General features: G+C 41.7%; 17 protein-coding genes. 2 read left to right on the top strand and 15 right to left on the bottom strand.

The genetic code is table 11. The features are described from left to right. Window positions 1-105: 105 nt before the first annotated feature. The 12 genes from M1G12_RS04020 to M1G12_RS03965 all read right to left on the bottom strand — a co-directional run bounded on the left by M1G12_RS04020 (window position 106) and on the right by M1G12_RS03965 (window position 7,962). Window positions 106-429 (bottom strand): AzlD domain-containing protein, encoded by a 324-nt coding sequence (locus M1G12_RS04020; RefSeq protein WP_049500714.1) that lies wholly within the window; start codon window positions 427-429, stop codon window positions 106-108. Then, window positions 419-1,114, bottom strand: a complete 696-nt coding sequence (locus tag M1G12_RS04015) for an AzlC family ABC transporter permease (RefSeq protein ID WP_084950707.1) — start codon at window positions 1,112-1,114, stop codon at window positions 419-421. Before M1G12_RS04015 ends, M1G12_RS04020 begins: the two co-directional genes overlap by 11 nt. 240 nt (window positions 1,115-1,354) lie before the next feature. Continuing rightward, a complete protein-coding gene (locus tag M1G12_RS04010; protein ID WP_023948489.1) occupies window positions 1,355-1,867 on the bottom strand; it encodes an HdeD family acid-resistance protein in 513 nt (170 codons plus the stop codon). After that, window positions 1,867-2,040 carry a hypothetical protein gene (locus M1G12_RS04005; protein WP_228111531.1) on the bottom strand — a complete coding sequence of 58 codons (174 nt, stop codon included), beginning with the start codon at window positions 2,038-2,040 and terminating at the stop codon, window positions 1,867-1,869. The genes M1G12_RS04010 and M1G12_RS04005 overlap by 1 nt, the downstream gene beginning before the upstream one ends. Window positions 2,041-2,104: 64 nt before the next feature. Continuing rightward, complete coding sequence (locus tag M1G12_RS04000) at window positions 2,105-2,551, bottom strand: TetR/AcrR family transcriptional regulator (protein WP_247942345.1); 447 nt, start codon at window positions 2,549-2,551, stop codon at window positions 2,105-2,107. A gap of 143 nt (window positions 2,552-2,694) precedes the next feature. Continuing rightward, window positions 2,695-3,921: an MFS transporter gene (locus M1G12_RS03995; RefSeq protein ID WP_004254988.1), complete on the bottom strand. Its 1,227-nt coding sequence runs from the start codon at window positions 3,919-3,921 to the stop codon at window positions 2,695-2,697. Between the two features lie 121 nt (window positions 3,922-4,042). Continuing rightward, window positions 4,043-4,327, bottom strand: coding sequence for a bacteriocin immunity protein (locus tag M1G12_RS03990; RefSeq protein ID WP_004254985.1), 285 nt, complete (start codon window positions 4,325-4,327; stop codon window positions 4,043-4,045). A gap of 230 nt (window positions 4,328-4,557) precedes the next feature. Continuing rightward, window positions 4,558-5,421, bottom strand: coding sequence for an Rgg/GadR/MutR family transcriptional regulator (locus M1G12_RS03985; protein WP_247949435.1), 864 nt, complete (start codon window positions 5,419-5,421; stop codon window positions 4,558-4,560). Between the two features lie 103 nt (window positions 5,422-5,524). Beyond that, complete coding sequence (gene tsaD, locus M1G12_RS03980) at window positions 5,525-6,535, bottom strand: tRNA (adenosine(37)-N6)-threonylcarbamoyltransferase complex transferase subunit TsaD (RefSeq protein WP_020901820.1); 1,011 nt, start codon at window positions 6,533-6,535, stop codon at window positions 5,525-5,527. Beyond that, window positions 6,525-6,962 (bottom strand): ribosomal protein S18-alanine N-acetyltransferase, encoded by a 438-nt coding sequence (gene rimI / locus M1G12_RS03975; protein ID WP_247949434.1) that lies wholly within the window; start codon window positions 6,960-6,962, stop codon window positions 6,525-6,527. The genes tsaD and rimI overlap by 11 nt, the downstream gene beginning before the upstream one ends. Further along, on the bottom strand, window positions 6,959-7,642 hold the full coding sequence (gene tsaB, locus M1G12_RS03970; protein WP_247949433.1) for a tRNA (adenosine(37)-N6)-threonylcarbamoyltransferase complex dimerization subunit type 1 TsaB: 684 nt from the start codon (window positions 7,640-7,642) through the stop codon (window positions 6,959-6,961). The genes rimI and tsaB overlap by 4 nt, the downstream gene beginning before the upstream one ends. 104 nt (window positions 7,643-7,746) lie before the next feature. Beyond that, on the bottom strand, window positions 7,747-7,962 hold the full coding sequence (locus M1G12_RS03965; RefSeq protein WP_000282478.1) for a hypothetical protein: 216 nt from the start codon (window positions 7,960-7,962) through the stop codon (window positions 7,747-7,749). 280 nt (window positions 7,963-8,242) lie between these two features. Between M1G12_RS03965 and M1G12_RS03960 the strand changes: the two genes are divergently transcribed. Continuing rightward, window positions 8,243-8,476: a DNA-dependent RNA polymerase subunit epsilon gene (locus M1G12_RS03960; protein ID WP_024057074.1), complete on the top strand. Its 234-nt coding sequence runs from the start codon at window positions 8,243-8,245 to the stop codon at window positions 8,474-8,476. A gap of 1 nt (window position 8,477) precedes the next feature. Beyond that, on the top strand, window positions 8,478-10,157 hold the full coding sequence (gene rnjA, locus M1G12_RS03955; protein WP_000331983.1) for a ribonuclease J1: 1,680 nt from the start codon (window positions 8,478-8,480) through the stop codon (window positions 10,155-10,157). Window positions 10,158-10,228: 71 nt separating this feature from the next. On the opposite strand, the gene M1G12_RS03950 is transcribed toward rnjA, so the two are convergent. From M1G12_RS03950 to M1G12_RS03940, 3 genes are all read right to left on the bottom strand, one after another. Further along, entirely contained in the window at window positions 10,229-11,485 is a 1,257-nt protein-coding gene (locus M1G12_RS03950) for an ISL3 family transposase (protein WP_049501810.1), read from the bottom strand. A gap of 233 nt (window positions 11,486-11,718) precedes the next feature. Next, a complete protein-coding gene (gene mnmG, locus M1G12_RS03945) occupies window positions 11,719-13,632 on the bottom strand; it encodes a tRNA uridine-5-carboxymethylaminomethyl(34) synthesis enzyme MnmG (protein WP_247949432.1) in 1,914 nt (637 codons plus the stop codon). An 8-nt stretch (window positions 13,633-13,640) separates the two neighbouring features. Then, window positions 13,641-14,096: an NUDIX hydrolase gene (locus M1G12_RS03940; protein ID WP_247949431.1), complete on the bottom strand. Its 456-nt coding sequence runs from the start codon at window positions 14,094-14,096 to the stop codon at window positions 13,641-13,643. Window positions 14,097-14,168: the final 72 nt, after the last annotated feature.

The following is a 14,168-nucleotide window of genomic DNA, read 5'->3' as shown; positions in this document are numbered from 1 at the left end:
TTATACTCAATGAAAATCAAAGAGCAAACTAGGAAGCTAGCCGCAAGCTGTACTTGAGTACGGTAAGGCGACGCTGACGTGGTTTGAAGAGATTTTCGAAGAGTATTAAAAGACCAAACGCAAGACTGCAATTAAGACCACTCCAAAGAGAACCGTTCCGACTAGATTGCGGTAGCGAAAGGCTACCCAAGCTGTTGGAAAGACGGCTAAGAAGTCTAGCAATTTAATTTGAGGAAGGCTCCCAACCTTACCTGTCACTACGCTTGAAAGAATCAAGGCAAAGATAATAGAAACAGGCAAGAACTTCAAAAAACGCTCAACGATCGCAGGCAGGCCCTTATACTTGACTAAGATGAAGGGAATCATACGGGGAATCCAAGTCACCAAGCCAGAGAAAATAACTGCTAATAAAAGATACTTACTGACCATCTAAAACCACCCCCATTGTACAACCAAGTAGCGTCGCAAACAGAACAGCTAATGACTGAGACACCACTGCCAAGAGTAAAAAGAAGGACACCGCAACAACTGCTAGAATAATAAGCAGATTGCGGACAGGAATCCGTCTTTGCATAATCTGGAATTGCGAAGCAAAAATTCCAATGAACATCCCAACTAGGGCAAAATCCAAGCCAAAGATTTCTGGATTTGGCAGCAGACCACCCAGAGCCGTTCCGACAACTGTCCCCACAAACCAAGCCACATAGCTGTTGAGATTGTTTCCGTGCATCCACATAGGATTGACCTTGTCTGTATGGGCCAATTCGCCCATCAAAACACCATAAGTCTCATCTGTCAAGAGGCTAGACATACCGATATTTTGCCAGAGACTGGTATGACGGAAATAGGTTGATGCGTGCAAGCTCAACAAAAAGAGACGCAAATTGATCAAAAAGACCGTCATAGCAATAGCTGCCACAGGAGCTTGAACCGCAATCAAGGCCAACATGGCAAACTGGGCGCTCCCAGCATAAACAAAGAGGCTCATCAAGCCCATCTCCACAGGTGTCACATAAGGCGCACCAATAATCCCACAGGCCAGCCCGATACTGATATAACCAAGGGCCGTTGGCATGGCTGCCTGCGCCCCCTCCCAAAATCCTTTTTCTTTCATCTTTCTCCTCGTATTGTCTTAATAATACTCAATGAAAATCAAAGAGCAAACTAGGAAGCTAGCCGCAGGTTGCTCAAAACATTGTTTTGAGGTTGCAGATAGAAGCTGACACGGTTTGAAGAGATTTTCGAAGAGTATAAGTAGGCTGAAAAGGCTCCAGCCACAGCATGGACTATTATAACACATTCAGGAAAGAGAAAAAAGTCTGCTGATTGTAATCAGACAGACTCCATTTTATTCTTATTTAATCTTGAAGAATTGAACAATTGCCACAATACCTTGATAAATAAAGACAAAGGCAATGGTGTAACTAATATAGAGACCGGTCATCAATGGGTATCCCATCATGATTAAACCTGCTACGATTCCTAAAATCCCCATCCAAACTAGAGGGGTACCTACCGATTTATCCGTCTTACGAACCTTGAAACCAACGATAGTTTTTGTAATACCATTTGTCAAGGCCCATAAAGAAATGATAAATGGTACAAATGTTACCATTTCAATAAAGCTACCTGAGAATAAGGTAAGAGCGAGGATGAGGGTAACAATTCCTCCAAATAAATTCCAGCCATGCTTTTCTTCTGATTTGAAGTATTGTACAATCTCAGAAATCCCTTGAACTGCAAATACAAGTGCAAACAAGAAAGTCATGGAAGCCAAGCTAATAAGAGGATGTGCAAACATATTAAAACCTGCAAAAACTGCAAAAATACCCGCAATTAGTAACAACCATTTCCAAATTTTCGACATTATTTTTCTCCTTTTTTAGAGGAATCTTCCTCTAGTATTCCATAAATCATCATATCCAAAACCTGTGATAATTGATGTTCATATCCTGAAACCAAGTCAGGCAAACTGCTATCTGACGAAACAGTTAAATAATAGGAACGAAACATATCCTGAATCAATCGCAGATAGTCCATAGCTCGTTTCTCATCAATATGCTCTTTCAGTTTGGATTCTGATATAAGTTTTTGACAAACTTGTTCATTCAAGTCCAAAAAGATAGCTTTTGGATTCTGATATAAGTTTTTGACAAACTTGTTCATTCAAGTCCAAAAAGATAGCTTTCTGTGGTGCAATGTCTGCTTCCAATTCTTCTGGTGTCGCAATCATTGCCTCAAAGAAAATGTGGCTATGTTCTGGGTATTGCTGATAAAATTGGTGACGTCTTTCCATATAATCAGCTAAGGAGGGCACTTGACCTTCCACCCCCAGAAACACTGCCAAAGCTTTCTCAAAACTCTCCTGAAAACAAGTTAGATAGAGGTCTGATTCCCCTGAAAAATTATGATACAAAACTCCTTTGGAAATACCATCCACTTTACAAAGTTCATTGATGACAAAACCTTGATAGCCTTTTGTAGCAAATTCAAACAAAGCAGCGGTAATGATTTTCTCTCTTCGTAGTCTTGTTTTTTCTTCTTTTCTCATGTATTTATCTCTACATTTTTTAATTATAAACCGATTGGTCTGAAATGTCAAGCAACTTTCTCAAAAATTTAACAGTCTGCTGATTGTAGCCATCATAAACAGACTGGAATCCAGTCTCAAACATATAATATACACATTCTTCGCTAAATGTTTTCACGGATATTCAAGAGTATGATAAAGGCAGCTAGAAGAAATAGCAATAAAACAAAGCTAACTGCCAGAGTTCCAAAGCTAGTAGCAATGGTTACCAAAGCTATTGTAAATAAGCTAGGTAAAACAACTGTAATGGCACCGATAGAGGATTGAACTGCTCCCATTGACTCCTCAGGTATTTGTTTAAAAATGAGTTCCTGTAATCGAGGAGAGAGGATACCTGCGAAAAAGGCATCCAAGGCACTAAAGATAAGAATCCAGTCAAAACGAACTGCCACAAAGCCAACTAAAAGGAGTAATTGGATAATAAGCGAGGCATATAGGGCTAGTTTTATGGAGATTGTATTCTTCAGATAGCCACTCACAAGGCTTCCGACAATAAGGGCTGACAATTCAAGGGTGGATAACAAGGCAAGAGATTGACCTGTTTGTAAATTCAAAAAGGGCTGATTCCTCAAAAACAGAGTAGAAACAGGAACTGTAACATTTATCACTGCTTGACTAATAGAGATAATAAACAAAACCAAGAGCACCTTATTCATATTCCATATCAATTTTGATGATTGGAGCAGATGCTGGCAAAAGGATTTTACAGAGAGTCCTTCTTGATAGCTAATCGTTTTTTCTACTTTCAAGAGGTCTGTTTTTATGAAAAGAATACCTAAAAATGCGATTAAAAAGGTCAGAGCATTCAGTAAGGAAATAGACTGGATAGATAGAATACCTAGTAAGACTCCTCCTAGAATATTACTGATTGTTTTCACTAAACTAACAGTTGACTGTTTAAATCCAATAGCTTCTGCCAGATGGTCTTGCCCAATAATTCTAATGAAAATCGGAGTGAGCATGGCGCCTGAAAAATAACTCAATGTGTCAGATAAGAGGTTAATCAGACAAATAAATGCTACTAATAACAAGGAAAAGGACTGCCCTGAAAGTGATAAAGAAACGATAGAGTAAAGCAAAAATTTTGCAAAACTAATCATTGTATATTTTAGGACACGATGATGTTGAAAATCCGCCAAAACTCCCAGAAAGATTTGCAGAACTTGAGGAAGGGTTTCTGAAATCGTGATCAGTAAAATCGCCAAAGGGGCAAAAGATGCATCTGCCACATAATTCAAAAAGGCCAGATAAAAAATCGTATCCCCAACCGTTGAAATCCACTGGTTGATGGTTAATTGCCTAAAATTTCTATTTTGAAGAAATACTTTCATCACAACTCCTTTTAAAGTTCCAGTGTATAGAAAACAAGACTTGGTTTAATATTGAACTCCAAGCCTTGCTCATATTCAGATTCATCCATTATATGATGTTCATGCCGTATTTTATAATAAATCATATCTTAAAAATACCAGACCACACTATTCCCTGCTTGTATTTAGCTTCTTTCTTTTGGACAAATTTTGCTAAATCCAACAACTCTGTCGGCGGTTCACCTTTAAAGCTCAACAATTCTTTAGAGACGGCAAAAGAAAGACGTACAGCTAACAAATCTTCATTAGTACTAGAGAACTGTTTTGCTGTTTCCAGCAATTGCTTCCTAAATTCTTCCGTCAAGCTAATTTCTTTATTATTGTATAGGGAATGAATTAACATTTGTAACTGACTTTGTTTTTCCATCGTTTACCTCATTTTATCTAGGACGCCAAGTTTCACTTTTAGTCCAGCCATTTACAGTATGCTCATAATTAAACATATACTGTACGAATTCCCATCTATAAACCACTTCTGCGACTTAGGATCTGCTTGAAGTGCTTTACAAGGATAGTATAACACGAAAATTAGCTTATTTTAGAAAATCGCATATTTGATATTTTTTCTTATAGAAATTTCAGATTTGCAATTGTTGACTACTCAATAAGTTCTTTGTATTGCTTCAAACGCAATTCGAAGAGGGCTAGCAATTGTGGATTTTCTAATACTTGCAGAGATTGGATAAATCTTTCAATCTCTTTTTGATTGCTTCCTTTGGTTTGAAGGAAAATCTTCATTTTCTTTAAAAACTGCCACAATACTTTTTCAAAAACATCGTATGGACGAAGCATGCTCTCTAGCTCAGCTTCAAAAATTGGGATATAAGAGAAAAGTTTACGCTCCATGAGTTCTGATATAATATTCAGAAATCCACTTTTCATATACAATCGATTATGTACCAACTCTTTAAATTCCCTAGATTTCTCAATTAAAGCGGTCGATAAAAATATCAAATCTTGATTGCTCAAGAAGGGCATGGTATTGCAAAAGAGATAGAATTCAAACCAGGTCCAAGACTCAATAGCATAGAGATAGATAGTCAAAAACTCGCTATCTTCTTTTACTAATGGATAGTTCTTATTTAAGGAATGGAGTGCGTTTTTAATTACAATGGCATTCAAACGACGATAGGTCTCTGCCATCTGTTCTTGCTCGACTTCCTCCAACAGTTGCTCTAAACCAGCTATATCTTGGTGGGCAAAGCGATCCACAACCTTTCTACCAATCTGCATATGTAGGGATTCTTGATAATTGTTTAGCTTATGACCAAACTCATCAAAATTCATATTGATCCCTTGGATGGCTAGGATCAACTTATCCGCAGATAGCATAGACTGCCCTAGTTCAAACTTGGACAACTGAGAGGCTGTTAGACCAGCACAAGCCACATCTGACTGCTTGAGCTTTCTCGCCAAACGTAATTCCTTGTAAAATTCTCCCAACTCCATTCTCTCAATCATCTCACCACCTCCTATTTTTTATATAGTATATCATTATTCACAATTATTTGTCAAAATATTCTGACATTTAAGAGAGCAAAAAAGCCAGCCCTAAGCTGACTCTTTATTCCATGGTATCAAAAGCGAGACTTGGTTTGGCATTGAGGTCCAAGCTTGCAAAGTTTTCTTTGTTCCATTCGCTGACGCTGGCATAGGCAATCATACCTGCATTGTCTCCGCAGAGGCGCAGAGGTGGAATGATGACCTTGACATCTGCGATTTCGGTTGCTAGGCGTTCTCTGAGACCTTTATTGGCTGCCACACCACCTGCCACGACTAGAGTTTTAACAGGGTATTTCTCCAAAGCCTTCTTAGTTTTTGCCATGAGAATATCCAGGACAGCTGCTTGGAAGGATGCACACAAGTCCTCTGTAGACAGACTTTCTCCCTTTTGCTCGGCATTATGGTGAAGATTGATAAAGGCAGATTTCAAACCTGAGAATGAAAACTCCAGATTATCTTCCTTAATCATGGCACGAGGAAAGTCATAAATATCCTGCCCCTGATGAGCCAGCTCGTCAATCTCACGACCGGCAGGATAGGTCAAGCCCATGACACGGCCGACCTTATCATAGGCCTCACCAACCGCGTCATCTCGCGTTTCCCCAACAATCTTGTAGTCACCAGCCTCCGAAACATAAACCAACTCTGTGTGTCCACCGCTGACCAAGAGGGCTAGCAAGGGAAACTCCAAAGGCTCCACGCTCTGAGCTGCCATAAGGTGACCAGCCATGTGGTTAACGGGAATCAGCGGAAGTCCATGTGCCCAAGCAAAGGCCTTAGCAGCTGATAAACCAACTAGTAAAGCTCCCACCAAGCCAGGTCCATAGGTAACCGCCACAGCTGTTACATCGTCTTCGGTAATCCCTGCTTCTGCCAACGCCTCCTCGATGCAGGCTGTAATGACCTCGACATGGTGACGACTGGCTACTTCTGGCACTACGCCCCCAAAACGTTTGTGGCTCTCAATTTGACTAGCAATGACATTAGACAAGAGCTCATCGTCGTTTTTCAAGACGGCGACACTGGTCTCATCACAGGATGTCTCAAATGCTAAAATATATCTATCCTTCATCTATTTCTCTCTTCATGATAATGGCATCCTCGACTGGGTCATGGTAGTAGGCCTTTCGCTCAGCGATGACTGCCATCTTTTCTTTCTTGTAAAATGCTTGTGCTCGGTGATTTGACTTTCTGACTTCGAGGAAAATCTCCTTGTCTGTCGGCAATTGAGCAAACAAGGCTGATGCAATTCCCTGACCCTGATAGGTTTGTTTGACAGCGATTTGCAGGACTTCTGCCTCAAAAAGATTCTCCTGCACAGCTAGAAAGCCAATCACTTCTACCCCATCATAAGCCAGAGCATACCAAGTCTGGTCTTGGGACAGGTCTGCTTGGATTTGTTCCAGCGTCCAAGGACTGACTGGGTAAACAGCTGCCATGACAGTGTAGATGCCTTGAGCCAAGTCAGGTTGCTGTTGGATTCGTTTAATTTCTATCATAGGCGTTTAATGTAAGACTCTCCAGACTCGGTATGGTTCTTGAGCCAGTTTTCCTCAGCCTCGACTCGTTTGAGGTAATTCGGCACAAAATCATGCAAGGAGTCTGCTTCCTTGTCCCAGGCCAAAAGAGCAAGATTGGTTGCATTTGGCAAGGTTTCTTTGTAATTAGTCCTTGGCAAGTGTTCTTGAATCTGCTCCACAAAGGTGCCAACTTCTCCGACAAAGGTTACCTGACTAGCCCCCTTGATTAACTCAATCACTCGCTCAAAAGGCAGGTGCGCTTCTGGCATGACAGGTTTGGCATTTTCATAAAATCCTGCGTAAACATTGTTGCGACGCGCATCCATCAAAGGAACGAACAAGCCTTCTTGTTGGTAGGGCACCAGAGCCAATAGGCTAGACATACCAACTAACTCAATGTTCAGAGTATGAGCCAGCGTCTTAGCAGTTGCTACCGCAATTCGCAAACCTGTGTAGCTACCTGGCCCTTCCGCCACAACGATTCTATCCAAATCCTTGGGCGTCCAGTTCACACTTGCCATCAAAAAATCGATGGCAGGCATGAGGGTAATACTGTGATTTTTCTTAATATTAATCGTCGTCTCGGCAAGAACCTGCTTGTCCTCTAAAATAGCGAGAGAAAGAGCCTTGCTGGACGTATCAAAAGCTAATACTTTCATAACACATTCCTATCTTTTTGTCTGCTTACTATTATACTACAAAAGCTGGCACATGGGAATTTTCTTTATCCCCAAACAAAAATGCCCCAGCATGAGCAGGGCATCTAAGCATTTAATCCAAAGTAAAATACAAACCAAACGACATAGGTTACGAGGAGGAGAAAAAGCGAGTAGAGAGTCACAAAGGTAATTTTCCACAAGAACTTGGTTTGTCGTCGTTCCAGTTTGGCAAATAGAAGATTCCCCGCATAAACGCAAGCAACAAAAACAATAAAAGCTACCAAGCGAGCTCCGATAGCAAAAGCAAATAAGTTATACATAGGGCAACCTCCTTGACTTAAAATCTATATGGAATTATGACAAACAATAAAACTCATTTCCGTTATCAACATAACATATTTTCTTTATTTTTGCAAACGATTACCAAAAAAATCGTCCTGTGACTTTCTCGTTTCCGTCTTTTACTAATTTTTCATTTTGTGGTATAATTGAAATAATTGTAACGAATCAAGGTCAATCTAGACACAAAATGGAATGAAATCAAGCAAATTTATGCTAAAAGTTTGGAATAAGCTGACCTGTAAAATAGAAAGGAACTATATGATTTACAAAGTTTTTTATCAAGAAACAAAAGAACGTAGCCCACGTCGCGAAACAACACGCGCACTATACCTAGACATCGATGCCAGCTCAGAACTTGAGGGCCGTATCGCTGCTCGCCAACTTGTCGAAGAAAATCGCCCAGAGTACAACATCGAATTCATCGAACTCTTGTCTGACAAATTGCTAGATTACGAAAAAGAAACTGGCGCTTTCGAGATTACGGAGTTCTAATATGGCCTACACTCTTAAACCTGAAGAAGTCGGCGTTTTTGCCATCGGTGGTCTGGGAGAAATCGGGAAAAACACTTACGGGATTGAATACCAAGACGAGATTATTATCGTCGATGCTGGGATTAAATTCCCAGAAGATGACTTGCTGGGTATCGACTATGTCATTCCTGACTACTCTTACATCGTAGACAACATCGACCGCGTCAAGGCTGTTTTGATTACCCACGGACACGAGGACCACATTGGTGGGATTCCCTTTCTGCTCAAGCAAGCAAATGTCCCTATCTACGCTGGACCGCTTGCCTTGGCTTTAATCCGTGGAAAACTCGAAGAACACGGCCTCTTGCGCAACGCCAAACTTTACGAAATCAACCACAACACTGAGTTGACCTTTAAAAATCTCAAGGCAACTTTCTTTAGAACCACTCACTCTATTCCAGAGCCTTTGGGAATTGTCATTCATACTCCTCAAGGGAAAATCGTTTGTACGGGTGACTTCAAGTTCGACTTCACTCCAGTTGGTGAACCAGCAGACTTGCACCGTATGGCAGCTCTTGGTGAAGAAGGCGTGCTCTGTCTTCTCTCGGACTCGACAAATGCGGAAGTGCCAACCTTTACCAACTCTGAAAAAGTCGTTGGTCAGTCCATCATGAAGATTATCCAAGGCATCGAAGGACGTATCATCTTTGCATCCTTTGCCTCAAATATCTTCCGTCTCCAGCAAGCAACAGAAGCTGCTGTTAAGACTGGACGCAAGATTGCGGTCTTTGGTCGCTCTATGGAAAAGGCCATTGTCAACGGAATTGACCTTGGTTACATCAAAGCTCCTAAGGGAACCTTTATCGAGCCAAATGAAATCAAAGACTACCCTGCAGGCGAGGTTCTGATCCTCTGTACAGGTAGTCAGGGTGAACCTATGGCGGCCCTCTCTCGTATCGCCAACGGAACCCACCGTCAGGTACAACTCCAGCCCGGTGATACGGTCATCTTCTCTTCTAGTCCAATCCCTGGAAATACTACTAGCGTTAACAAGCTGATTAACATCATTTCTGAAGCTGGTGTCGAAGTTATCCACGGTAAAGTGAACAATATCCATACATCTGGACACGGTGGTCAGCAAGAGCAAAAACTTATGCTCCGCTTGATTAAGCCAAAATACTTCATGCCTGTCCACGGTGAATACCGTATGCAAAAAGTCCACGCTGGACTAGCGGTGGATACTGGTGTCGAGAAGGACAATATCTTTATCATGAGCAATGGTGATGTGCTTGCTCTTACTGCTGACTCAGCTCGTATCGCAGGTCATTTCAATGCCCAAGACATCTATGTCGATGGAAATCGTATCGGTGAAATCGGCGCTGCTGTCCTCAAAGACCGTCGTGATTTATCTGAAGACGGTGTCGTTCTAGCAGTCGCAACTGTTGACTTCAAATCGCAGATGATTCTGTCTGGCCCAGACATCCTTAGCCGAGGCTTTGTCTACATGAGAGAATCTGGCGACTTGATTCGCCAAAGCCAGCGCATCCTCTTCAATGCAATTCGTATCGCACTGAAAAATAAGGACGCCAGCGTGCAATCTGTCAATGGTGCCATTGTCAACGCCATTCGTCCCTTCCTTTATGAAAATACAGAACGTGAACCAATCATTATTCCAATGATCCTCACACCAGATGAAGAATAAAGCAAGAAAACAGCCCCGATTCGGAGCTGTTTTTCTCGGCTCTTTGTCAACTGTAGTGGGTTGAAGAAAAGCTAAGATCGAGAAAGGACACATTTCGTCCTTTCTTTTTTGATATTGAGAGCGATAAAAATCCGTTTTTTGAAGTTTTCAAAGTTCCGAAAACCAAAGGCATTTCGCTTGATAAGTTTGATGAGATTATTGGTCGCTTCCAATTTGGCGTTGGAATAGGGTAGTTGAAGGGCGTTGACAATCTTTTCTTTATCCTTGAGGAAGGTTTTAAAGACAGTCTGAAAAAGAGGATGAACCTGCTTTAGATTGTCCTCAATAAGTCCGAAGAATTTGACAGGTTCCTTGTTCTGAAAGTGAAAAAGCAAGAGTTGATAGAGATTGTAGTGGTGTTTCAAGTCTTCTGAATAGCTCAAAAGCTTGTCTAGAATTTCTTTATTTGTTAAGTGCATGCGAAAAGTAGGGCGATAAAAACGTTTATCACTGAGTTTACGACTATCCTGCTGTATGAGCTTCCAGTAGCGCTTGATGGCTTTGTATTCATGAGATTTTCGCTCAAATTGATTCATGATTTGGACACGGACACGACTCATAGCACGGCTGAGATGTTGGACAATGTGAAAGCGGTCGAGAACGATTTTAGCACATGGGAAAAGCTGTTTAGCTAAGGCATAGTAGGGACTAAACATATCCATCGTAATGATTTTCACCTGACAACGAACAGCTCGCTCGTAGCGCAGAAAGTGATTTCGTATGATAGCCTGTGTTCTGCCTTCAAGAACAGTGATGATGTTAAGATTATCAAAATCTTGTGCAATGAAACTCATCTTTCCCTTGGTAAAGGCATACTCGTCCCAAGACATAATCTCTGGAAGACGAGAAAAATCATGCTTAAAACGGAAGTCATTAAGCTTGCGAATGACAGTTGAAGTTGAAATAGCCAGTTGATGAGCGATATCGGTCATAGAAGTTTTTTCAATCAATTTTTGCGCAATTTTTTGGTTGATAATACGAGGAATTTGGTGATTTTTCTCGACGAGAGAGGTCTGTGAGACCATCATTTTAGAGCAATGATAGCACTTGAAACGACGCTTTTTAAGGAGGATTCTGGTAGGCATACCAGTTGTTTCAAGGTAAGGAATTTTCGATGGTTTTTGGAAGTCATATTTCTTCATTTGACTTCCACATTCAGGACAAGATGGGGCCTCATAATCCAGTTTAGCGATGATTTCCTTGTGGGTATCTCTATTAACAACATCCATAATTTGGACATTAGGGTCTTTGATATCGAGCAGTTTTATGATAAAATGTAATGGTTCCATATGAATCTTTCTAATGAGTTGTTTCGTCGCTTTTCATTATAGGTCATATGGGACTTTTTTTCTACACAAAAATAGGCTCCATAATATTTATAGGAGATTTACCCACTACAAATATTATAGAGCCTTTTTCTCTATGCTTTCTTTTTAGATTAAAACTCAATAAAAATCGAAATCAGACTAGAAGGCTAGGCGAAAGCATAACTTAAGTTAGGTGAGCCGAAGCCGACGACGTATCATTTTGATTTTTGAAGAGTTTTAGAAATACTACGATTTTTACCTTCCAGATACACCATCAAAATAGAAATATCTGCTGGGTTTACTCCCGAAATACGGCTGGCTTGGCCGATGGTTTCTGGATTGATGAGTTTGAACTTCTGACGGGCTTCGGTTGCGATAGAATCAATGTCATCCCAGTCAATATTGGCTGGAATACGTTTTTCTTCCATGCGTTTCATCTTAGCAACCTGGTCCATGGCTTTGGAAATATAGCCTTCGTACTTGATTTCTGTTTCAATCAATTCGATAATCTTGTCATCCAAGTCCTCAGCAGCTGGTCCGATGAAGGCTACCACATCTTGGTAAGAAACTTCTGGACGGCGAAGGAATTCCTTGGCTGTCACTGCATCGGTCAACGGCTTGAATCCCATCTCCTCAACCTTAGCATTGGTTTCCTTGACTGGCTTGAGTTTGATACTGTCTAGGCGCTTCATCTCATTGTCAAATTGATTTTTCTTGATTTCAAAACGAGCCCAACGTTCATCATCCACAAGCCCAATCTCACGTCCCATCTCAGTCAAACGCATATCAGCATTGTCATGACGAAGAATGAGACGGTACTCGGCACGACTAGTCAAAAGGCGATAAGGCTCAATGGTTCCTTTGGTCACCAAGTCATCAATCATGACCCCGATATAACCGTCACTGCGCTTCAAAATCAATTCAGGCTTGCCTTGGATTTTCAGAGCCGCATTAATACCCGCGATAATCCCTTGGCCAGCAGCTTCTTCATAACCTGACGTTCCATTTGTCTGACCAGCAGTGAAAAGACCTGAGATTTTCTTGGTTTCCAGAGTTGCACGCAACTGATGAGGCAAGACCATATCATACTCAATGGCATAACCTGTCCGCATCATCTCTGCATTTTCCAAACCTTTGATGGAATGAACCAAGTCACGCTGGACATCCTCAGGAAGACTGGTTGAGAGACCTTGCACATAAACTTCTTCTGTGTTTCGTCCTTCTGGCTCAAGGAATAGTTGGTGGCGTTCCTTGTCTGCAAAACGCACAATCTTGTCCTCAATCGACGGACAGTAACGAGGCCCCACTCCCTTGACCACGCCTGTAAACATAGGCGCACGATGGAGGTTGTTTTGGATAATCTCATGACTGGTACCATTGGTATAGGTCAACCAGCACGGCACTTGATCCTTGACATAGTCCTCATCACGTGAAGTGTATGAAAAGTGATTTGGTGTTTCATCTCCTGGCTGAATCTCTGTCACATCATAGTTGATAGAGGAAGCCTTGACACGTGGAGGCGTTCCTGTCTTGAAACGACCGATTTCAAGTCCAAGTTCCTTGAGATTATCAGCTAGGTTAATAGAAGCCAGACTGTGGTTTGGACCTGATGAATATTTGAGGTCTCCGATGATGATTTCCCCACGGAGGGCTGTCCCTGTGGTCACGATAACAGCCTTAGCAGCATACTCTTGATGGGTAGCTGTACGAACACCGACAACCTTGCCATCTTCCACCAAAATCTCATCAATCATGGTTTGACGAAGGGTTAGATTTTCTTGATTTTCAACCGTCTTGCGCATTTCCTTAGAGTAAAGCTCCTTGTCAGCCTGCGCACGAAGAGCTCGAACTGCTGGACCTTTCCCAGTGTTAAGCATCTTCATCTGGATGTAAGTCTTGTCAATGGTTTTCGCCATTTCTCCACCGAGAGCGTCGACTTCACGCACAACAATTCCCTTGGCAGAACCACCGATAGAGGGATTACATGGCATGAAAGCCAACATTTCAATGTTGATAGTCGCAAGCAAGACTTTGCAACCCATACGGCTCGCAGCTAGGGAAGCTTCGACCCCTGCATGTCCAGCACCGATTACAATAATATCGTATTCTTCCGTAAAATTATAAGTCATTTTCTCTCCTATTCCTCAAGATGAATGTGTCTTAGTTGCCCGTCCCAATCTGGTAGGGCTGTTTTTAAAAAGGCTGGAACTAGCTGGATATTCTGGAGTTTATCCAAATCAATCCACTCACAAGGTTGCCTTTTCTCATCTTCCTGCATGGTCAATGGGGCATCCTCAAGCAAGTCTACCAGATAATGAAATTCGATGTTGTGATAGGAAACACCGTCCTGTTCAAAACGATTTTCAACCACAAAAGCTAGCTGTCTAGCCTCAGCTTTGACACCCAGTTCTTCCCTCACTTCACGCACTAGGGCATCTTCCGTTCTCTCATTGACTTGAATAGCGCCGCCAATGGTGTAATACTGGTCCTTATCTTTGGTGACTAGGAGCTTGCGGTTTTGGAGAATCAAAGCTGTCGCCCGAACGCCAAAAACCGTATTCCCCACTTTTGTCCGAAAGTCTTGTTGAGTCATGTTGTCCTTTCCTTTAAACGACACAAAAACAGTCAAAACTCGTAAGAAGTGCAGGACAAAAAAGCCTGCAAC

The sequence above is a fragment of the Streptococcus mitis genome (assembly GCF_023110375.1).
Classification (GTDB): domain Bacteria; phylum Bacillota; class Bacilli; order Lactobacillales; family Streptococcaceae; genus Streptococcus; species Streptococcus mitis_CI.
The sequence above is the reverse complement of the archived record's forward strand: the minus strand, read 5'-3'. Positions and strand labels throughout refer to the sequence as shown.